This is a genomic window from Bradyrhizobium sp. CSA112, assembly GCF_029051645.1.
GTDB lineage: Bacteria > Pseudomonadota > Alphaproteobacteria > Rhizobiales > Xanthobacteraceae > Bradyrhizobium.
Genome location: NZ_JAACFS010000047.1, coordinates 1 through 20080 on the forward strand (window position 1 = coordinate 1; position 20080 = coordinate 20080).

The 20080-nt window shown below is 63.2% G+C and carries 18 protein-coding genes; 12 read left to right on the plus strand and 6 right to left on the minus strand.

The genetic code is table 11. The annotated features are described in order from the left end of the window. The 5 genes from GWE18_RS38080 to GWE18_RS38100 all read left to right on the plus strand — a co-directional run. Positions 1–860 (plus strand): response regulator (locus GWE18_RS38080; RefSeq protein WP_275190716.1); only part of this gene is annotated, 860 nt, incomplete at its 5' end. Between the two features lie 12 nt (positions 861–872). After that, positions 873–1346 (plus strand): chemotaxis protein CheW, encoded by a 474-nt coding sequence (locus GWE18_RS38085; RefSeq protein ID WP_275190717.1) that lies wholly within the window; start codon positions 873–875, stop codon positions 1344–1346. A gap of 27 nt (positions 1347–1373) precedes the next feature. Next, entirely contained in the window at positions 1374–1763 is a 390-nt protein-coding gene (locus tag GWE18_RS38090) for a response regulator (RefSeq protein ID WP_275190718.1), read from the plus strand. A 31-nt stretch (positions 1764–1794) separates the two neighbouring features. Further along, on the plus strand, positions 1795–2667 hold the full coding sequence (locus GWE18_RS38095; protein WP_275190719.1) for a protein-glutamate O-methyltransferase CheR: 873 nt from the start codon (positions 1795–1797) through the stop codon (positions 2665–2667). A gap of 3 nt (positions 2668–2670) precedes the next feature. Further along, entirely contained in the window at positions 2671–2994 is a 324-nt protein-coding gene (locus GWE18_RS38100) for a PilZ domain-containing protein (protein ID WP_275190720.1), read from the plus strand. 122 nt (positions 2995–3116) lie between these two features. Here GWE18_RS38100 and GWE18_RS38105 read toward each other — a convergent pair whose 3' ends face one another. Continuing rightward, positions 3117–3365, minus strand: a complete 249-nt coding sequence (locus tag GWE18_RS38105) for a hypothetical protein (RefSeq protein ID WP_275190721.1) — start codon at positions 3363–3365, stop codon at positions 3117–3119. Positions 3366–3507: 142 nt separating this feature from the next. On the opposite strand from GWE18_RS38105, the gene GWE18_RS38110 reads away from it, so the two are divergent. Further along, positions 3508–4149, plus strand: a complete 642-nt coding sequence (locus GWE18_RS38110) for a response regulator (RefSeq protein WP_275190722.1) — start codon at positions 3508–3510, stop codon at positions 4147–4149. Between the two features lie 268 nt (positions 4150–4417). On the opposite strand, the gene GWE18_RS38115 is transcribed toward GWE18_RS38110, so the two are convergent. From GWE18_RS38115 to GWE18_RS38125, 3 genes are all read right to left on the minus strand, one after another. After that, positions 4418–7924 (minus strand): PAS domain S-box protein, encoded by a 3507-nt coding sequence (locus GWE18_RS38115; protein WP_275190723.1) that lies wholly within the window; start codon positions 7922–7924, stop codon positions 4418–4420. A gap of 62 nt (positions 7925–7986) precedes the next feature. Next, on the minus strand, positions 7987–8412 hold the full coding sequence (locus GWE18_RS38120) for a response regulator (protein WP_275190724.1): 426 nt from the start codon (positions 8410–8412) through the stop codon (positions 7987–7989). Between the two features lie 135 nt (positions 8413–8547). Next, a complete protein-coding gene (locus GWE18_RS38125; RefSeq protein WP_275190725.1) occupies positions 8548–9267 on the minus strand; it encodes a GntR family transcriptional regulator in 720 nt (239 codons plus the stop codon). Positions 9268–9426: 159 nt separating this feature from the next. Here GWE18_RS38125 and GWE18_RS38130 point away from each other — a divergent pair, with 159 nt between their 5' ends. From GWE18_RS38130 to GWE18_RS38155, 6 genes are all read left to right on the plus strand, one after another. Continuing rightward, complete coding sequence (locus GWE18_RS38130; RefSeq protein ID WP_275190753.1) at positions 9427–10395, plus strand: ABC transporter substrate-binding protein; 969 nt, start codon at positions 9427–9429, stop codon at positions 10393–10395. A 5-nt stretch (positions 10396–10400) separates the two neighbouring features. After that, the gene (locus tag GWE18_RS38135; RefSeq protein WP_275190754.1) at positions 10401–11165 is read left to right on the plus strand and encodes an ABC transporter ATP-binding protein; all 765 of its coding nucleotides are present in this window, start codon (positions 10401–10403) and stop codon (positions 11163–11165) included. 11 nt (positions 11166–11176) lie between these two features. After that, positions 11177–12040, plus strand: coding sequence for an ABC transporter permease (locus tag GWE18_RS38140; protein ID WP_275190726.1), 864 nt, complete (start codon positions 11177–11179; stop codon positions 12038–12040). Then, complete coding sequence (gene araD, locus GWE18_RS38145; RefSeq protein ID WP_275190727.1) at positions 12037–13773, plus strand: L-arabinonate dehydratase; 1737 nt, start codon at positions 12037–12039, stop codon at positions 13771–13773. The genes GWE18_RS38140 and araD overlap by 4 nt, the downstream gene beginning before the upstream one ends. Before the next feature lie 162 nt (positions 13774–13935). Then, positions 13936–15027, plus strand: coding sequence for an SMP-30/gluconolactonase/LRE family protein (locus GWE18_RS38150; protein ID WP_275190728.1), 1092 nt, complete (start codon positions 13936–13938; stop codon positions 15025–15027). A 106-nt stretch (positions 15028–15133) separates the two neighbouring features. Beyond that, positions 15134–15853, plus strand: a complete 720-nt coding sequence (locus tag GWE18_RS38155) for a ribonuclease activity regulator RraA (protein ID WP_275190729.1) — start codon at positions 15134–15136, stop codon at positions 15851–15853. 169 nt (positions 15854–16022) lie between these two features. Here the strand turns inward: GWE18_RS38155 and GWE18_RS38160 are convergent, their stop codons facing one another. Beyond that, positions 16023–18140, minus strand: coding sequence for a S9 family peptidase (locus tag GWE18_RS38160; RefSeq protein WP_275190730.1), 2118 nt, complete (start codon positions 18138–18140; stop codon positions 16023–16025). Positions 18141–18348: 208 nt separating this feature from the next. Then, positions 18349–20061 carry an iron ABC transporter permease gene (locus GWE18_RS38165; protein ID WP_275190731.1) on the minus strand — a complete coding sequence of 571 codons (1713 nt, stop codon included), beginning with the start codon at positions 20059–20061 and terminating at the stop codon, positions 18349–18351. Positions 20062–20080: the final 19 nt, after the last annotated feature.

Genomic DNA, 20080 nt, shown 5'->3' on the forward strand with positions numbered 1-20080 from the left:
CGGCCCATGAGATGGCCGACGAGGCCTCGGCGGCGCATGCGCTCGGCGGCGAACAGCTCACCTCGCTCTTGGTGTTCCGCGCCGGCTCCTCGCAGCCCAAGGCGGTGCCGCTCGGCCTCGTCACCCGGCTGGAGGAGATCGCCACCGACAAGATCGAGCTCTCCAACGGCCGCTACATGGTGCAGTACCGCGAGCAGTTGATGCCGCTGGTGCAGATGAACGGGGTCACCGTGCAGAGCTCTGGCTCGCAGCCGATCCTGGTGTTCGCCGACGACGGCCGCTCGATGGGGCTCGTGGTCGACGAGATCATCGACATCGTCGAGGAGCGGCTGCACATCGAGGTCGCCGGCCAGCAGGAGGGCATTCTGGGTTCCGCCGTGATCAAGGGCCAGGCCACCGAGGTGATCGACGTCGGCCACTTCTTACCCATGGCGTTTGCCGACTGGTTCTCGCGCAAGGAGATGCGGGCCTCCTCGACCGCGCAATCGGTGCTGCTGGTCGACGACAGTGCGTTCTTCCGCAACATGCTGGCGCCGGTCTTGAAGGCCGCCGGCTACAAGGTGCGGGTCGCCGTCAACGCGCAGGAGGGGCTTAGCGCGCTGCGCTCGGGCTACACCTTCGACGTCGTGCTGACCGACATCGAGATGCCCGACATGAACGGCTTCGAGTTTGCCGAAACCATCCGCTCCGACCATAACCTGAGCCAGCTTCCGATCATCGCGTTGTCCTCGCTGGTGTCGCCGGCGGCGATCGAGCGCGGGCGGCAGGCCGGCTTCCACGATTACGTCGCCAAGTTCGACCGTCCCGGCCTGATCGCGGCGCTGAAGGAACAGACCGCCGACGTCAGGAACGCGGCCTAAGGAACAAAGCAGATGACAACCAAGACCGAGACCATCGAGGGCACTGTGGCCGAATACGTCACCGCCGTGATCGGCGGGCAATTGTTCGGCCTGCCGATCTCCCGGGTGCAGGACGTGTTCATGCCGGAACGGCTGACGCGGGTGCCGCTATCGTCCGCCGAGATCGCCGGCGTGCTGAACTTGCGCGGCCGCATCGTCACCGTGGTCGACATGCGCGCCCGGCTGGGCCTGCCGAAGAACGACGACGGCAAGCCGGCGATGGCGGTCGGCGTCGATTTGCGCGGCGAGTCCTACGGCTTCCTGATCGACCAGATCGGCGAGGTCTTGAAACTCCACGATAACGGCCGCGAGGAAAACCCCGTCAACCTCGACCCCCGCATGGCCAAGCTCGCCGGCGGCGTTCACCGTCTCGACGGCCAGCTCATGGTCGTCCTCGACGTCGATCGCGTTCTCGAAATCGTGCCGAAAACAACCCTCGCAGCATAGCGCCGCTCGTCAAGCAAGGAAGCAAAAATGAAAACCTGTCTTGTCGTCGATGATTCCAGCATCGTGCGAAAGATCGCGCGCCGCATTCTGGAGGAAATGGACTTCCAGATTACCGAGGCCGAGGACGGCGAGCAGGCGCTTGAAGTCTGCAAGCGCGCCATGCCTGAGGCGGTTCTGCTCGACTGGAACATGCCGGTCATGGACGGATACGAATTCCTCGGCAACCTGCGCCGCCTGCCCGGCGGCGACGTACCCAAGGTCGTGTTCTGCACCACCGAGAACGGCATGGATCATATCTCGCGCGCGCTGCATGCCGGCGCCAACGAATACATCATGAAGCCGTTCGACAAGGACATCGTTGCGGCAAAATTCCAGGAAGTTGGTCTGGTCGCGCTCCCGGAACAGAGCTCGATCTAAATCTTATCCGCTTGTCCTTGAGAGGCCGCCCGTGAACCCGACCGACTATGAGTATCTGCGTAAGCTCCTGAAGGATCATTCCGGTCTCGACCTTTCCGCAGACAAGCAATACCTGATCGAAAGTCGCCTGCTTCCGCTGTCGCGCAAATGCGGCGTGTCGGGTATCGGCGAGCTCGTGCAGAAAATGAGGGGCGGATCGTCCTTGATCATCGCCCAGGTGGTCGAAGCCATGACCACCAACGAGACCTTCTTCTTCCGCGACAAGGTGCCGTTCGAGCACTTCCGCGATACGATCATGCCGGAGATGCTGAAGGCGCGCGCCGGCCGCAGGAGCATCAGGATCTGGTGCGCTGCCGGCTCAACCGGCCAGGAACCGTATTCGCTTGCCATGTCCCTGAAGGAAATGGACGCGGTGCTGGCCGGATGGCGGGTCGAAATCATCGCGACGGACCTGTCGACGGAAGTGCTTGAGAAATCGAAGTCCGGCATCTACAGCCAGTTCGAGGTCCAGCGCGGCCTTCCGATTCAGTTGCTCGTCAAATATTTCAAGCAGAACGGCGAGCTCTGGCAGATCAACCCGGAGCTCCGCGCCATGGTTCAGCACCGGCAACTGAACCTGCTGCACGATTTCTCCCAGCTCGGCGTCTTCGATATCATCTTCTGCCGTAACGTCCTGATCTATTTCGATCAGGACACCAAGATCAATATCTTCGGCCGGCTTGCCAAGGCGATGGAAGGCGACGGCTTCCTGGTGCTGGGCGCGGCGGAAACGGTTGTCGGCCTGACTGATGTGTTCAAGCCGTTCCCGGACAGGCGCGGTCTCTATCGGCCGAACGGCGCGCGTGCAGCATCTCCGCAGGCCGCAATGTCGATGCCGAAAATCGCGGCGATGGCAGGACGGTGAGCGATGACAGAGGACGGCAAGGGCGCGGAAAGAGTCACATTCAGCCGGGGCTATGACGTCTGCATCATGGCGATCGACGGCACCTGGCGCAGGGACTGCCAGCTCAACGCGATCTCGGACACCGACGCCGAGCTGACCGTGGAGGGCTCCATTCAAGGCCTCAATCTCAAGGAGTTCTTCCTGCTGCTGTCGTCGACCGGCCTCGCCTATCGCCGATGCGAACTCGTTCGCGTCAACGGCACGGAAATGGACATTCGCTTCCTGAGAGGCAAGCACGGCAAAAAGCGGCCGGGCGCCTCGTCAAAGGCCGAGGAGGCGATGCACTGAGGCAGCGAGCCCTGTCAGACTAAACGCGCTGGCGCGGGTGATTTTGCCGGTTCCGACGCACAGGCGCTCAAGCACCAGCCTGTATATTTTGACGTAGCGAATCGTTCCATAGCAGCAGGCGGTTATTCGTCGCAGGCCTGCAACGCGGCGGCGGTCTTCATGTCGCGGGAAGACACGTGGTCAAGCACGATGACGTTGGTGGAACTTTCGGGGCTGCCGAGCGGCGTTTCCCCGGCCATCGTCTGTTCAATCAGCCGCAGGCTCTTCTGGATGTGCTCGACCAGGCGGACGAGGTCCGAAACCACGGCGCGATATGCGTCATTCCGGTCGTGCGGCGCCTGTGCGACGCCGTCGCCTGCTGCATCCTGCATGAGTGCGCTCCTTAGTTACTTTTTTAGGCGTGCGTTGCTACTTGTGCGCTAAGCCATGGTCCCGTACAAATACGGTCCGGTATGCAGTTGAATACCGTTATCCGAGTGTGCGTCCCATTCAACCACGCATGGACGATGGAACATGGCTGAAAAGGCCCCCTCCCGCGGGGAGATTTTCGTAGTCGATGACGACCCTGCCGTTCGCGACACGCTTTCGATGGTCCTGACGGCAGGTGGCTACCAGGTCATCTGCTTCGCCGACGGTGCCGCTCTGCTGGCAGTCGCACGAACGCGCACGCCAGCCTGCATCCTGCTCGATGTGCATATCCCCGGAAAGTCCGGTCTCGATATTCTGAAAGAACTTCATGGTGAGGATTACCCTGCGCCGATCTTCATGATCTCAGGACAGGGCGATATCGCTATGGCGGTCAGCGCCATCAAGAGCGGCGCGCTGGACTTCATCGAAAAGCCGTTTCGCGGCAGCGAAATCGTGGCAAGACTTGATGAGGCGATCGAGGCTTATGCTCGCCGGCAGGCGCAAAACGCGCAGTCGCGCATTGCGGCCCTGCATTTTCCGGGACGTGAACCGCTTACACGGCGCGAACGCGAGGTGCTGGAGCAGTTCACCGCCGGCGCTTCCAACAAGGAAGCAGGGCGGCATCTCGGGATAAGCCCGCGCACGATCGAGGATCATCGCGCCAATATCATGAAGAAGCTTGGCGCGCGGAATGCCGCCGATCTGGTCCGGATCGTGATGACTACCCAGCGTCAGGGCCAAGTCTGATTGTAGGTTCTGAGGCCTGATCCGGCGCAAGCCTGCGTCAGCTAGTATTGCGTCACAACCGTTCAAATCCTCATCCCGAGGAGCGGCGTCTTCGCCGGGTCTCGAAGGATGCAGGCCCGTCTGTGGCCTCATGGTTCGCCCGGCGATGCGAAGCATCGTCCGGAGACGCCGGGGAGCCTGTCATCGGGCCGCGCTACGCGCGGACCCGTTGGCGCTCCTCACCATGAGGGGCTTCTGACGGAGCAGGGCTAGACGCGCTGCCGCGGCGTCAATCGGCGAGCGCCTTGCGGATCATGATCGCCATATCCGATTTTCGATAGGGCTTGGCGAGCAGCAATACGCCTTCGTCGAGCCGGCCGTGATGAATGATGGCATTCTCGGTATAGCCTGATGTGAACAGCACCCTTAGCCCGGGCCTGACCTTCAACATCTCGTCGGCGAGCTGGCGGCCGTTCATGCCGGGCATGATCACGTCGGTGAACAGCAGGTCGAACGGATGGCTGGTATGGACGAGCGCGAGAGCTTCGATCGCGTTCGCCGCGTCCAGCGTGATGTAACCGAGTGAATGCAGTTGCGTCAGCACGTAGTCGCGCACCAGCTTGTCGTCCTCCACCACCAGAATTGTTTCGTGACCACCCTGGACGGTCGCCGGCAGTGCCGGATCGACCGCCGGCAACGCGCTCGTGGCCGGCGGCAGGTACATCTTGATCGTCGTACCGTGGCCCTCCTCGCTGTAGATCATGATGTGGCCGGCCGATTGCTTGATAAAGCCGTAGACCATGCTCAGCCCAAGGCCGGTGCCCTTGCCGGGGCCCTTCGAGGTGAAGAACGGATTGAATACGTTGTCGAGCATCGCAGCCGGGATACCGGTCCCGGTGTCGCTCACGGCGATCATGGCGTAGCGGCCGGGCCGGACGTCGCTGTGCAGCCTCGCATAATTGTCGTCGAGCACGACGAAGCCGGTCTCGATGACGAGCTTGCCGCCATCAGGCATGGCGTCGCGGGCGTTGAGGGCCAGATTGAGGATCGCGGTGGCGAGCTGATTGGGATCGACGATCGCCGGACAGGTCTCGTCTTCGAACACCGATTCGATCTCGACATGCTCGCCGAGCGTCCGCTGCAGCAGCTTCGCGGTGTCGATAATCAGCGTGTTGACGTCGGTTACCTTTGGCTCGAGCGGCTGCTTGCGCGCGAAGGCGAGCAGTTGCTGGGTGAGATCGGCGCCGCGCGACGCCGCCTCGTCGATCATTCGCGTGATGGCGGCGAGCTGCGGTTCGCCCTTGACGGCATCGGCCAGGATTTCGATCGTTCCCGTGATCACCGTCAGGATATTGTTGAAGTCGTGCGCGATGCCGCCGGTGAGCTGTCCCATCGCCTCCATCTTCTCCGCCTGCCGGATCCGGTCCTCGGCCGCGATCCTGTCGGTGAGATCGCGGACGAATCCGTTGAACAGGAAGCCACCGCGCGTCCTCAGCGCGGCGATGCTCAGCTCGACCGTGATCTCCTTGCCATCCCGCCGCCTGACCTGGAGTTCACGGCGGGGCTGACGGACCACCTCGTTGCCGGAGAGCAAGAAGGATTGCAGGGCTTTCTTGAGAGGTCCTTGTCCGTCAGGCTTGCCCATCAATTCGAACACATTCTTCCCGAGCACTTCATCCCGCGGCCAGCCGAAGATATTTTCGGCCTGCGCATTCCAGTCCCGGATGAAGCCCTGCTCGTCGACCTGGACGAAGGCGTCAAGTGCCGTATCGATAATGCCGCGGGCGAGCTGCTCGCTCTCGCGCAACGTCTCCTGTGCCAGCCGGCTCTCGGTCATATCGCGGCCGACGAAGAAGAAGCGCCTGGCCGGCTCTGACCATGTTCCCAGCCAGGACAGCCACACGGCCCGCCCGTCCTTGTGCATGCAGCGCGTGTCGGAAATTCTCGGACGCGCGCCGCGCCGCGCCGAGCGCATTTCCCGGCGGGAATTCTCCAGATGGTCGGGATGAATGAAGTCCTCGCCGCTGCGACCGATCATCTCCTCCGGCCGGTAGCCCAGGATGGCCTCGCAGCTCGGGCTGATCTGAACCAGAAATCCCCGCGAATCCATCACCATGATCAGATCCTGCGAGGTCTCGAAGATGCGGCGAAGCTCCTCGGTTTGTTGCAGCACCACCTGTCTGGTTTTGTTGGCTTCGGTGATGTCGCGCACCACCTTCGAGATACCGATGATCGCTCCCGTGGGCGCCTTGATCGGGGAAATGCTCAGCGAAACCTCGATGCGGCTGCCATTCTTTCGCTGACGGACGGTTTCATTTTGCTCGATGCGTTCGCCCCAGCCGATCCGGCGCAACGTGTCCTGCACCTCCGGCAGCCGGTCCACGGGAACGAGGATGGTGATGTTCTTGCCCGCGGCTTCCGCAGCCGTGTATCCATACAGCCGCTCCGCAGCCGAATTCCAGCCGGTGATCGTGCCATCAAGCGACGCCGTGATGATGGCGTCATTGGAGGATTCGACCGCTGCGCTGAACAGCCGCTCGCGCTCGGCATGATGGTCGCGCGCCGCCACGGTGCGACGATGCTCCTGGACCTCCCGTTCGAGGGCGGCGGTCTTTGCATTCACTTCGCCTATTGCCTGCGCAAACGCGCGTGCGAGTACGCCGGTCTCGCCGCGTGCGTCGACCGGAATGGCGATCTTCTTGTTACTAGCCACCCCCTGCACGGCTTCGGTTAACTGCACAATCGGGCGGGTCAGCGACCTCGCGATCAGCAGGGCCAGCACCGCCGCGCACAACACGGCGATCCCGCCAACGAGAAGGGAAGTATTTCTGATGCTCGCGGCCGGCGCCATGATGACCGCGTTGGGCGCGGTTTCGATGACGCCAACCCATTCGACGCCCGCCAGAACGGCGGGCGCCAGCGCTATTCCCCCCGGCCGTGCGGCTTGATCCGGCACGATATCCGCGCTGTTTTGCGTTGCCCCGGCCTGCGAGGCCAGATGCGGGAAGTCGGCTTTCCAGTTGTTCGGCTTGCCGAGCAGCCAGCCGAACTCGCGCGACCGATCTGGGTGAATAAGATAGTCGCCGCGCTTGTTAACGACGTATATGGTCTCGCCAGGCAACACCGATGACCGGACACGGTCGAACGCGCGCCGCATGTCAACATTGATCATGAAAATGCCGAACAGCTTGCCGTCGTCTGCGAATATCGGCGTCGCGATACGAAGCGTCGGCCTGTGCACCTCCTCGATCAGTCCGTTTCGGCGACCCAGATCGAGCGGCGAGACGTAGATTTGTCCGGGGCCTAGCCGGATCGTTTCCGGGAAGTAGCTGCGATTGTTTCTCTTCAGCAATCCCTCTTCTGGTACGATCCGAACTGCCTCGCTCGGTCCCGCGCGATCGACGCGGACAAGCTCACGGCCATCATCATCAAGGCCTATGATCCGAAGCATCGCATAGGCGGGCTTGGCTTCGAGTTCGGCCGCGAAGCGCGATGCGAGCCGGTCGCGCCAGGTCTTTTCTGAGACGCCATCGACCGGATCTATGCCTCCCGATCTGCGGGCGCGGATCAATCCGTACAGCGCCGCTGCGGAACGAAAGCTCGCGACATCGCCGGTCGCGCTGGCCGCGTAATATTCGAGATCAATCGCGATCTGCCGCGAATGAGTCTCGATGCGGTCACGCGCCCGCAGCAGGAGCGCCTGTTCCAGGTTGCGATAGTTCAGCCATCCGACCGCAGAAACTGCGATCGCGACCAACGCAATCATCGCGATGGCAAGCCTGGTTGTGAGCGACATGGGTTCGCTCGCCCTCCGCTCCGTCCCGGCGAACTGCCGGGCAGGCCCTATGCTACGGCGCATTACGGGGAGGAAGCAACACCGCCGCGCGATGGCGAGCCGCGCCCGGCGGCTTCCAGGCAGCCCGTAACGGCTGCCAGAAGTTCGGCGGGCCGGAACGGTTTCTGCAGACTGGAGACCGCTCCGAGCTTGGTCGCCATCGTCAGGAAGTCAGGGGCCGAGTCTGCCTCGGACGAGATCGGCCGGCCGGAGATCACGACGATCGGAATATGCGGCCGCTGCAGGCGCACCATCCGCATGGTTTCGAATCCATCCATTCCCGGCATGAAGATGTCGAGGAACAACAGGTCGAAATCTCCGGACTGGCACAATGCCAGGCCGTTTTGCCCGTTATCGGCGGTGACCACGCTATGGCCGGCGCGCTCCAGCAACAGGCGGACGGTCATCTGGACCGCCGCATCGTCATCCACGACCAGTATTTTTGCCAACGTAAAAAGCTCTCTGGAATCAGGTCAACGGCAGGTTACGAGTTTTGCCGAAGCCTCTTGTTGCCGCAACTGCTTCGCGGGCAGGAACGTTCCGCTTGGACCGTCAAAAGGCCGGTACAAAACGCCGTTATACGATCAGTTGCTGAGATATTCCGGATAACGCGCCCGAATCTGGGCGAGTTCGCTCAGTGTTCCAGACAGATGGGTGCGCAGATGTTTTTGCGCCGCTTCGGGTTCGCCGGCGTCGATGGCTTTCGCAATGAGCTTGTGATGCCGCACGATATCCTGCGCCTTGCCGGGGGAGGGCAGATGCAGCCGGCGCAGCCGGTCGATATGTCCGCTGCGGCTGCGCACCAGCGACCAGATGTCCTGTTTGTCGGTGGCGGCATAGAGCTGGGCATGGAACTCGTTGTCGGCGGCCATGAACTTCTCGAAGTCACCAGCCTTTGCGAACTGCTGCTGGCGGATGATTGTTGCATTGAGTTCGACGGCAAGGGCTTCGTCATGGCGTAGCGCCAGCATGCGCACGATTTCAAGTTCGACCGCCTGCCGCAGGAAATGCGCCTGCTGCGCCAGCCGCACATCCACCCGGCTGACCACGGTGGCATATTGCGGAAAGACGTCGACCAGCCCTTCCTCTTCGAGCCGCATCAGCGCATCGCGAATTGGCGTCGAGCTGACCCCGAATTGTCCGGCCAATGCGGCGCGCGACAGTGGCGATCCCGGCGGCAGCTCCAGCGAAATGATCATGCCGCGGAGTCGCTCGAACACCTGCGGCGCGGCCTGACGGTCGCGATCGAGCCTGTCGGCGGAACGGAGGGCCGCGCGGCGGGGGGCGGTTTGCAGTGGAGCCATCGAACGAGCCGGCCGGTTTTTCAGAAGGCGCTTGCCTCAGATGCACTAATACATTAGTGCATCTCCCTCAGAGCGTCAATCAGATGCCGGAGGAGATGCACGATGAAAAACGGGATGTGGCGCGCCTGCGCAGGCGCCATCGCGGCACTGGCCGTCACCATGTTGCTGCCGGGCTCGCAGGCCGCGGCCCAACAAAAAGCCGAGATTACGCTGTCGCGGCAGCCGGGCATTTTCTACATGCCCTCGCACATCATGGAGAAGCACAAGCTGATCGAGAAGCACGCAGCCAGCCTCGGCGTGCCAGGCGTCACCACCAAATGGATCAACTTGAGCGGCGGCGGCGCGCAAACCGACGCGCTGCTGGCCGGCAGCGTCGACATTCTCAACACCGGGACCGGCAATCTGCTGCTGCTGTGGGATCGCACTCGCGGCGGCGTCAAGGGCATCGTCGCCACCTCGGCGCAGCCGATGACGCTGATCAGCCGTGATCCGAATATCAAGTCGATCAAGGATTTCGGCCCGAACGACAAGGTCGCGGTGCCCACCGTCAAGGTCTCGACGCAGGCGATCGTGCTGCAGATCGCGGCCGCCGAAGCCTTCGGCGCCGACCAATGGTCGAAGCTCGATCCCAACACCGTGCAGCTCGGCCATCCCGACGCTTATGTGGCGATGACCAATGCGCAGCATGAGGTGCGCAATCACTTCGCGATCCCGCCGTTCACGTTCCTCGAGCTGAAGAACGTCCCCGGCGCGCATGTGGTGCTGTCGTCGCCGGACGTGATGGGCGGCCCGCTCAGCCAGGCGCAGTTCTTCACCACGACGAAGTTCGCAGACGGCAATCCGAAGATCGTGCAGGCCGTGCGCGCCGCCACCAAGGAGGCGCAGGACCTGATCCGCAGCGACACCAAGGCCGCGGTCGAGATCTACAAGGAGATCACCGGCGACAAGACCAGCGTCGACGATCTGCTGGCGTGGCTCAAGGAGCCCGGCATGATGGAATGGAACCTGCAGCCGCAGGGCACCATGAAGTTCGCTGCGCATCTGTTCAAGGTCGGCACGCTGAAGACCATGCCCAAGGCCTTCACCGACTACTATCTGCCGGTCGCGCACGACCTGAAGGGCAATTGAAGAACATGACCGCGCTTCTCGATGTCAGTGACGTAACGCTGCGCTACAAGACTTCGAGCGCGGTGGTGACCGCGACCGAGCGGGTCAGCTTCACGGTCGATCGTTCCGATCGTTTCGTGTTGCTCGGCCCCTCCGGTTGCGGCAAGTCGACGCTGTTGAAAGCGGTCGGCGGCTACATGAAGCCGAGCGAAGGCAAGATGCGCATTAGCGGCCGCGAAATATCGGAGCCCGGCGCCGACCGGATGATGATCTTTCAGGAGTTCGACCAATTGTTGCCGTGGAAGACGGTGCTGGAAAACGTGATGTTTCCGCTGCTGATGACGCGGAAGCTGCCGCGCAAGGAAGCCGAGGCAAGGGCGCGGGCCTATATCGAAAAAGTCAGCCTCACCCGCGTCGTCGATGCCTATCCGCACACGCTGTCCGGTGGCATGAAGCAGCGCGTCGCGATCGCGCGCGGCATGGCGATGGAGCCCGACATCCTCCTGATGGACGAGCCCTTCGCAGCACTCGACGCGCTGACGCGGCGCACCTGCCAGGACGAACTGCTGCAGCTCTGGGCCGAGACCAAATTCACCGTCCTGTTCGTCACCCATTCGATCGCCGAAGCGATCAAGATCGGCAATCGCATCCTGCTGCTGTCGCCGCATCCCGGCCGCGTCAAGGCCGAGGTGGCCGATGTCGACAGGGTCTCCGGCGAGGACGGCAGCGCCGCGCGGCTGGAGAAGCAGATCCATGATCTGCTGTTCGCCGACGCCGCCACGGCACACTGAAGGAGCGCGCGATGGGCGAAGCAAAATTCCTGCTGCGCGATGCCGCCGATCTGACGGCGGCGGTACCGGCGGAAGTCGAGCGCAAGCTGACGGTGCCGGAGCTGCTGTGGAATGACGGCTTCGTTCGCAAGGCCGTGATCATCCTGTTCCTTGCGGCCGCCTGGGAGGCCTACGGCACCGTTCTCGACAATCCCCTGCTGTTCCCGACCTTCCACGACACTATTCTCACGATGTTCGACAAGGTGCGCGACGGTACCATCCCCTTGCGCGCCTGGGCGTCGTTGAAGGTGCTGTTCATGGGCTACGCCGCCGGCATCGCGCTGGCGGCGATCTTCACTATTCTCGCGATCTCGACCCGGATCGGCACGGACTTCCTCGAGACCATCACGGCGATGTTCAATCCGCTGCCGGCGATCGCACTGCTGCCGTTGGCGCTGATCTGGTTTGGTCTCGGCAATGGCAGTCTGGTGTTCGTGCTGATCCATTCGGTGCTGTGGCCGGTCGCGCTCAACACCCATTCCGGCTTCAAGAGCGTGTCCAACACGCTGCGAATGGTCGGCCGCAATTACGGCCTGCGCGGCCTGCCGTATGTTGCCCGCATTCTCATCCCAGCGGCGTTTGGCTCGATCCTGACCGGACTTAAGATCGGTTGGGCGTTCGCTTGGCGCACGCTGATCGCCGCCGAGCTGGTGTTCGGCGTTTCGTCGGGGCAGGGCGGCCTCGGCTGGTTCATCTTCGAGAACCGCAACCTCCTGGACATCCCTGCGGTGTTTGCCGGCCTGTTGACGGTGATCGTGATTGGCCTGATCGTGGAGAACCTGATTTTCCGCACGATCGAACGCAACACCGTTCAAAAATGGGGCACTCAGTCATGAGCAGCAAGAAGAACCCCGCCGACCTCCGCAGCGCGCGCTGGTTCGCGCCCGACGACCTGCGCGCCTTCGGCCATCGTTCGCGCGCGATGCAGATGGGCTACGCGCCGGAGGAGTGGAAGGGCCGGCCCGTCATCGCGATCCTCAACACCTGGTCGGATGCGCAGCCCTGCCACATGCACTTCAAGAGCCGCGTCGACGACGTCAAGCGCGGCATCCTGATGGCGGGCGGCTTTCCGATGGAGCTGCCGGCGCTGTCGCTGTCGGAATCGTTTCTGAAGCCGACCACCATGCTCTATCGCAACATGCTGGCGATGGACGCCGAGGAACTGTTGCGCGGCCATCCCGTCGACGGCGTGGTGCTGATGGGCGGTTGCGACAAGACCACGCCGGGCCTGTTGCTAGGCGCCACCAGCATGAACCTGCCGACGATCTATCTTCCGGCCGGGCCGATGCTGCGCGGCAACTGGAAGGGCAAGACGCTTGGCTCGGGCTCCGACGCCTGGAAGTACTGGGACGAGCGGCGCGCCGGAAAAATCTCCGACAAGGACTGGGTCGACGTCGAGGCCGGCATCGCCCGCAGCTACGGCACCTGCATGACCATGGGCACTGCTTCGACCATGACGGCGATCGCGGAATCGATCGGCATGACGCTGCCGGGCGCGTCCTCGATTCCTGCCGCCGACGCCGGCCATATCCGTATGGCTTCCGAGTGCGGCCGGCGCATTGTCGAAATGGTGTGGGAAGATCTGACGCCGGACAAGATCCAGACCCGCAAAGCCTTCGAGAACGCGATCACGGTGGCGATGGCGATGGGTTGCTCGACCAACGCCATCATTCATTTGATCGCGCAGGCCCGCCGCGCCGGCCAGGACATCGGGCTCGACGATTTTGAGAAGGCCAGCCGCAAGGTTCCCGTGATCGCCAATGTGCGGCCGAGCGGCGACAAATATCTGATGGAGGATTTCTTCTATGCCGGCGGCCTGCCGGGCCTGATGAGCCGCATCAGGGAGCATCTGCATCTCGATGTCATGACCGTCACCGGCCAGACGCTTGGCGACAACATCGCCCGCGCCGAGGTCTACAATAACGACGTCATCCGCACGGTGAAGGACCCGATCTACGCCGAGGGCGCGCTGGCCGTGCTCAAGGGCAACCTCGCGCCCGACGGATGCGTGATCAAGCCCAGCGCCTGCGAGCCGCGTTTCCTCAAGCACACCGGGCCGGCGCTGGTGTTCGACGATTACCCCTCGATGAAGAAGGCAATCGACGATCCCGATCTGGACGTTACCGCCGATCATGTTCTGATCCTGCGCAATGCCGGGCCGCAGGGCGGCCCCGGTATGCCGGAATGGGGCATGCTGCCGATCCCCACCAAGCTCGTGAAGCAGGGCGTGCGCGACATGGTGCGGCTGTCGGATGCGCGCATGAGCGGCACCAGCTACGGCGCCTGCATCCTGCATGTCTCGCCGGAATCCTATATCGGCGGTCCACTGGCGCTGGTGCGCAACGGCGACAAGATCACGCTCGATGTCAACGCCCGCAGCATCAACGTCGAAGTGCCGGAGGCAGAGCTCGCCAAGCGCCGCGCCGAATGGAAGGCGACGGAGCCGCGTTACGAGCGCGGCTATGGCTGGATGTTCACCCGCCACATCAAGCAGGCCAATGAAGGCTGCGATTTCGATTTTCTGGAGACAGGGTTTGGGGCGCCGGTGGAGGAGCCGCCGATTTATTGATCACCGTCGTTCCGGGGCGCGAAGCGAACTACGGTGCGCAATTGCGCACCTGAGAACCTCGAGAGTCCGGGTCTGGTCCTTCGGACCATCCCGGAATGACGGACCCAAACCGACAAGAGCGCCGACACCAAAACAAAAAGCATCACAGGGGGAGGACGACCAATGAACATCACCCGACGCAACCTGCTCGCAGGCGCAGGCGCCGCTGCCGCCACGACGCTTCTCGCGCGCACCGCCGGCGCGCAATCGTTTCCGTTCGCGCCGAACCAGCGCTATCCCGACCCGGCAGTGCAGATCCTCGATCCGAGCTTTGCGAAATACCGGATCTACTCGTCAACGGTGGAGCAGGTCGCGACCGGCATGCGCTGGGCCGAAGGGCCGGCGTATTTCCCCGAGGGCGGCTATCTCCTGTTTTCAGACATTCCCAATAACCGCATCATGAAGTTCGACGAGAAGACGAACCAGACCAGCGTCTTCCGCGCCAACGCCAACTATGCCAACGGTAACGCGCGCGACCGCCAGGGCCGGCTTGTCACCTGCGAGCATTCGGTCAGCCGCCGCGTCACGCGTACTGAGAAGGACGGCAAGATCACGGTGCTCGCCGACAAGTTCGAGGGCAAGCGATTGAATGCGCCGAACGACATCGTGGTGAAGTCCGACGACACGATCTGGTTCACCGATCCGCTGTTCGGCATCAATGGCGAGTGGGAAGGCAAGAAGGAAAAACCCGAGCAGGCCACCACCAACGTCTATCGCCTGACCAAGGACGGCAAGCTCACCGCCGTCATCACCGATATCGTCAATCCGAACGGGCTCGCCTTCTCGCCCGACGAGAAGAAGCTGTATGTCGTGGAATGGAAGGGCACGCCGAACCGCAGCATCTGGAGCTTTGACGTCAGCGCCGACGGCACGTTGGGCGGCAAGACCAAGCTGATCGACGCTGCGGATCAAGGCGCACTCGACGGTTTCCGCGTCGACCGCGACGGCAATCTGTGGTGCGGCTGGGGCTCCAACGGCGCGCTGCAGCCCGAGCCGACCGAGGTCGGCGGCCGCAGGGTGTTCCAGCTCAAGGGCAAGCCGGAAGATCTCGACGGCGTGATGGTGTTCAACCCTGCCGGCAAGCCGCTCGCCCACATCCGCCTGCCGGAACGCTGCGCCAACCTCACCTTCGGCGGCCCGAAGAACAACCGCCTCTACATGACGAGCTGTCATTCGGTCTACGCGCTCTATGTGGAGGCGCATGGGGCGGTGTGAGTAACAACCACCGTCATTCCGGGGCGATGCGTTAGCATCGAACCCGGAATCCCGGGTCTGGTACTGACGCACCATCCCGGAATGACGGATAACCGGATAGAAAAAGATGACAAAACTGAGCGACGCCACCCGCACCAAGCTGAAGACGGTTTCCACCGCCACCGTTGCCACCGCGCTGTTCAAGCGCGGCTTTCGCATCCAGATGATCCAGGACGTGCATCCGCTCGGTCCCGATCAGCCGGTGCTGGTTGGCGAGGCCTTCACGCTGCGCTACATGCCGGCGCGCGAGGACCTCAACAAGATCGACGTGTTCCGCGACCGTAGCCATCCGCAGCGCAAGGCGATCGAGGATTGTCCGCCCGGCGCGGTGCTGGTCATGGACAGCCGCAAGGATGCACGAGCGGCGTCGGCCGGCGCCATCCTGGTAACGCGGCTGATGCAGCGCGGCTGCGCCGGCGTCATCACCGACGGCGGTTTTCGCGATTCAGCCGAGATCGCCAGCCTCGGCTTCCCCGCCTATCACCATCGCCCGAGCGCGCCGACCAACCTGACACTGCATCAGGCCATCGAGATCAACGTCCCGATCGGCTGCGGCGACGCGCCGGTATTTCCCGGCGATGTCATCCTCGGCGATGCCGACGGCGTCATCGTGATCCCCGCGCACCTCGCCGACGAGATCGCCGATGAGGCGGTCGAGATGACCGCGTTCGAGGATTTCGTCACCGAGCAGGTCCGCGGCGGCCGCAGCATTTTGGGACTCTATCCGGCGACGGACCCGCAAACGCTGACCGATTTCGCCGAGTGGCGGAAGAAGAACGGGCGGTAATCAACGCTCCATCTCCGCCGTCGTCCCGGGCAAGCGAAGCGCGACCCGGGACCCATAACCACAGGGCTGTGTTGTTACGAAGATCGACGACCATCGAGCAACGCAGATAGATTCCGCGGTATGGGTCCCCGCGTTCGCGGGGACGACAGCTCGGCGGGAGCGTTGCTTGTCAAACCTCCCCCTTCTCCGCCAGCCCCACCGCCCACAGCGCGAACGCATAGGCGATCGCAACCTCGTCCAGCCGGTTGAACCGCCCGGACGCACCGCCGTGGCCGGCGCCCATGTTGGTGCGCAGCAGCACCGGGCCGCCGCCCGACATCGTTGCGCGCAGCCGCGCGATCCATTTCGCCGGCTCCCAATAGGTGACGCGCGGATCGGTCAGCCCGCCCATGGCGAGGATCGCCGGGTAATCCTTCGCCGCGAGATTGTCGTAGGGCGAGTAAGACAGGATGGTGCGGAAATCCTTTTCGCTCTCGATCGGGTTGCCCCATTCCGGCCACTCCGGCGGCGTCAGCGGCAGCGTGTCGTCAAGCATCGTATTCAGCACGTCGACAAACGGCACTTCCGCGACGATGCCGGCGAACAGTTCGCCTGATCGGTTGGCGCTAGCTCCCATCAGCATGCCGCCGGCGCTGCCGCCATGACCGACGATGCGTTTTGCGCTGGTGTACTTCGCCTCGATCAGTGCGCGCCCGGCCGCCGCGAAATCATCGAACGAGTTCGTCTTCTTCTCGCGCTTGCCATCGAGATACCAGCCCCAGCCTTTATCTGCGCCGCCGCGGATATGCGCGATCGCATATACAAAACCGCGGTCGACCAGCGACAGCCGGTTGGCGGCAAAGGACGCCGGCATCGCCATGCCGTAGGAGCCGTAGCCGTAGAGCAACAGCGGCGCACGGCCGTCGCGCACCAGGTCCTTGCGGTGCAGGATCGAGACCGGCACCTGCGCGCCGTCATGCGACGTCGCCATGATGCGCGTGGTGACGTAGTCGGCCGGGTTGTGACCGGACGGGATCTCCTGCCGCTTGCGCAGCACCCGCTCTCGCGTCGCCATGTCGTAGTCGTAGACTTCGGCCGGCGTCGTCATCGACGAATAGGAGAACCGCAGGTTCGTGGTCTCGAACTCGTACCCGCCCATGGTGTCGAGCGAGTAGGCGGCCTCGTCGAAGGCGATGGCGTGCTCCTCGGCTGTCTTGAGGTCGCGGATGATGATCGCCGGCAGCGCGTTGGCGCGCTCCAGCCGCACCATGTGGCCGGCATAGAGCTCGACATCGAGGACATAGACGCCTTCCCGATAAGGAATGAGATCGCGCCAGTTGGCGCGCTCGGGCGCTGCCAGAGGCGTGGTGACGACCTTGAAGTCGATGGCGCCGTCTGCATTGGTGAGAATGAACAGTTCATCGCCGCGGTCGGCGATCGAATATTGTACGCCTTCCTCGCGCGCCGCGACAAGCCGTGGCGGTGCCTCGGGATGACCAAGGTCGATCAGCCTTTGCTCCGAGGTCTCGTGATCTCCGCCGGCGATAACGCAGAAGCGGCCGGAAGAGCTCTCATGCAGATGCGTGAACCAGCCGGAATCCTTCTCCTCGTACACCAGCGTGTCGTCGGCCTGCTTGGTGCCGAGCCGATGGCGCCATACCTGCATCGGGCGGTGGTTGTCGTCGAGCTTGACGTAAAAGAAGCTGTTGCAGTCCTTGCTCCAGACGATGCCGCCGTCGGTCTCATCGACCACGTCGTCGCGATCGGCACCTGTGCTCCAGTCCCGCACGCGGATCGAGAAATACTCCGAGCCCTTGGTGTCGGCGCTCCACGCCTGCAGCTTATGGTCGGGCGAATGCCGCGCGCCGCCGAACTTGAAGTATTCGTGGTCTGCGGCCAGCGCGTCGCCGTCGAGTACGATCTGCACGTCGCCGCCATCGCGCGGCGTACGGCCGAACTGTTCATGCTGGCCGCCCTCGCGAAATTTTCGCAAATAGGCGAACGGGCCGTCCGGCGCCGGCACGCTGGAATCATCTTCCTTGATCCGCCCGCGCATCTCCGCGACCAGTTTCTTCTGCAGCGCGGCGGTGTGGCCGAGCAGGCTCTCGGTGTAATCGTTCTCCGCTTCCAGATAGTTCCGGATGTCCGGGTCGAGGATGGACGGATCGCGCAGCACTTCCTGCCATCTGGCGTCTTTCAGCCACGCATAGTCGTCGGTCACCGTAATGCCGTGCGTGGTGAAAATATGCGGGCGGCGCGGCGCGATCGGCGGCGACAGGGCAGGCTTTTTGGCGGCGGCTTGGGTCACGCGGTCCTCGTATGGCTCAATGATTGTGCGCCTTATATCGGGGCGAATGTGGCGGATTACCAGATGCGCTAACCGTCGTCCCTGCGAACGCAGGGACCCATACGCCGCGGCCTGCGAAAGTGGCACAAGGGGAGACGGATTCTCTCAAAACGCTGAGCGGTGGTTATGGGTCCCTGCGTTCGCAGGGACGACGAGCCGATAGAGCCGATCAACTATTCCTTAACCGCGCCGCCGCACCGCCGCCGAACACCGGGATCCGGTTCACCGCCAACACCACCGCAAACGTAATCACCAGCATGGCGATGCCGAGCACTGAAATGGCGGCGAGGTCGCCGCTTTCGTTGAGGTCGTATATCAGGACCGACAGCACCTTGGTCTGCGAGGTGAACAGCACGATCGCGGCGGACAGTTCCCGCATCACGCCGATGAAGATGAAGCACCAGGTCGCGATCACGCCGGTGCGCAGTAGCGGCGCGGTGATCTGGCGCAGCGCTTGCAGCCGCGTCGCGCCGAGGATGCGGCTGGCGTCTTCCAGTTCGGGGTGAATGGTCGCAAACGCCGCCTGCAATTGCTGATAGGCCGAAGGAAGATTGATGGTGAGGAACGCCAGCAGCAGGATCCAGAGCGTGCCGTAGAGCACGAAGGGCGGCCGCGTATAGCTCAGGAACAGCCCGACGCCGAGCACAATGCCGGGCACGGCGACCGGCGCGGTGGCGAGAAAGCCGAGCATACGATGGCTTGCGATCACGCGGCGGGTAGTGACATAGGCGACCACGAGCGCGAGGAGCGTGCCGACGGTGGCCGTCGATGCGCCCAGGATCACCGTGTTCTTCAGCGCGAGCTGGGTCGACGATAATTCTGTGAACACGAACACGATGTTGCGCAGGGTCGCCGTCGACGGCGTCACCAGCGTGGTCGCGTTCGGAGAGAACGCCGCGTTGAGCAGCGCGAAATAGGGCAGGAACACCGGATTGAGCAGCACGATGAGGCAGAATGCCAGCGCTGCCCACCGCCACCCCTTCATCTCCACGGGGCGCGGCGCGCCATATTTGCCGCCGACCACGGAGAAGCCGCGGCGGCCGAGCAGGAATTTCTGGCCCTGCAGCAGCAGGATCGTCAGCAGCAACAGCGGCACGGCGGCGGCTGCAGCCAATTCCAATTTCGGCGGATACTGGAACAGGCTCCAGATTTTTGTCGTCATGGTGTGGAAGCCCGCCGGCAGCGCCAATATTGCGGGTGATCCGAACAGCGTCATCGCCTGCAGGAACGCGATCAATGCGCCGGCGACCACCGCCGGCAGCGCGAGCGGAATCGTGACGCGGCGCGCTGTCGTCCACGCCTTGCCGCCGAGGATGGCGGAGGCGTCTTCCAGCTCGCCCGGCATGTTGTCGAGCGCGTTGGCGACCAGCACGAAGACGAACGGAAACGTGTAGCAGGAGATGACGAAGATCAGCCCGGTCAGCGAATAGATGTCGAACAGAGGGTCTTCGGCGCCGGTTACATAGCGATAGAGCTGGTTCAGCATGCCGCTGTTCGGCGCCGCCAGCAATTCCCAGGCGACCGCGCCGAGAAACGGCGGGGTGACGAAGGACGCCGTCACTAGCGCGCGGATGGTCTGCCGCCCCGGCATGTCGGTGCGCGACACCAGCCAGCCGATCGGTGCGGCGACAATGCAGCAGACCACGGCCGAGGTGGTGGCGATGATCGCCGTCGTCAGCAGCGGATCCAGAAAAGCGGGGTCGGTAAACAGCGTGACGAAATTCTGCAGCGTCGGATACCGTGCCTTGTCGGTGAACGCGAAAACCACCAGCCACGACAGCGGCAGCACGATCAGCACGATCATGAAGGCGGCGAACAGCCACAGGATGGGGCGGGTGATGTCGATGCCGGATTTGGGAGGATCGGTGGTGATGATAGTCATTTGATCCACGAGTCAGATG

Bases quoted from the DNA above. Each gene is read 5' to 3' on its own strand.
- GWE18_RS38085 (WP_275190717.1), top strand. From the start codon at position 873: ATGACAACCAAGACCGAGACCATCGAGGGCACTGTGGCCGAATACGTC.
- GWE18_RS38090 (WP_275190718.1), top strand. From the start codon at position 1,374: ATGAAAACCTGTCTTGTCGTCGATGATTCCAGCATCGTGCGAAAGATC.
- GWE18_RS38100 (WP_275190720.1), top strand. From the start codon at position 2,671: ATGACAGAGGACGGCAAGGGCGCGGAAAGAGTCACATTCAGCCGGGGC.
- GWE18_RS38105 (WP_275190721.1), bottom strand. From the start codon at position 3,365: ATGCAGGATGCAGCAGGCGACGGCGTCGCACAGGCGCCGCACGACCGG.
- GWE18_RS38110 (WP_275190722.1), top strand. From the start codon at position 3,508: ATGGCTGAAAAGGCCCCCTCCCGCGGGGAGATTTTCGTAGTCGATGAC.
- GWE18_RS38115 (WP_275190723.1), bottom strand. From the start codon at position 7,924: ATGTCGCTCACAACCAGGCTTGCCATCGCGATGATTGCGTTGGTCGCG.
- GWE18_RS38125 (WP_275190725.1), bottom strand. From the start codon at position 9,267: ATGGCTCCACTGCAAACCGCCCCCCGCCGCGCGGCCCTCCGTTCCGCC.
- GWE18_RS38130 (WP_275190753.1), top strand. From the start codon at position 9,427: ATGTTGCTGCCGGGCTCGCAGGCCGCGGCCCAACAAAAAGCCGAGATT.
- GWE18_RS38135 (WP_275190754.1), top strand. From the start codon at position 10,401: ATGACCGCGCTTCTCGATGTCAGTGACGTAACGCTGCGCTACAAGACT.
- GWE18_RS38140 (WP_275190726.1), top strand. From the start codon at position 11,177: ATGGGCGAAGCAAAATTCCTGCTGCGCGATGCCGCCGATCTGACGGCG.
- araD (WP_275190727.1), top strand. From the start codon at position 12,037: ATGAGCAGCAAGAAGAACCCCGCCGACCTCCGCAGCGCGCGCTGGTTC.
- GWE18_RS38150 (WP_275190728.1), top strand. From the start codon at position 13,936: ATGAACATCACCCGACGCAACCTGCTCGCAGGCGCAGGCGCCGCTGCC.
- GWE18_RS38155 (WP_275190729.1), top strand. From the start codon at position 15,134: ATGACAAAACTGAGCGACGCCACCCGCACCAAGCTGAAGACGGTTTCC.
- GWE18_RS38165 (WP_275190731.1), bottom strand. From the start codon at position 20,061: ATGACTATCATCACCACCGATCCTCCCAAATCCGGCATCGACATCACC.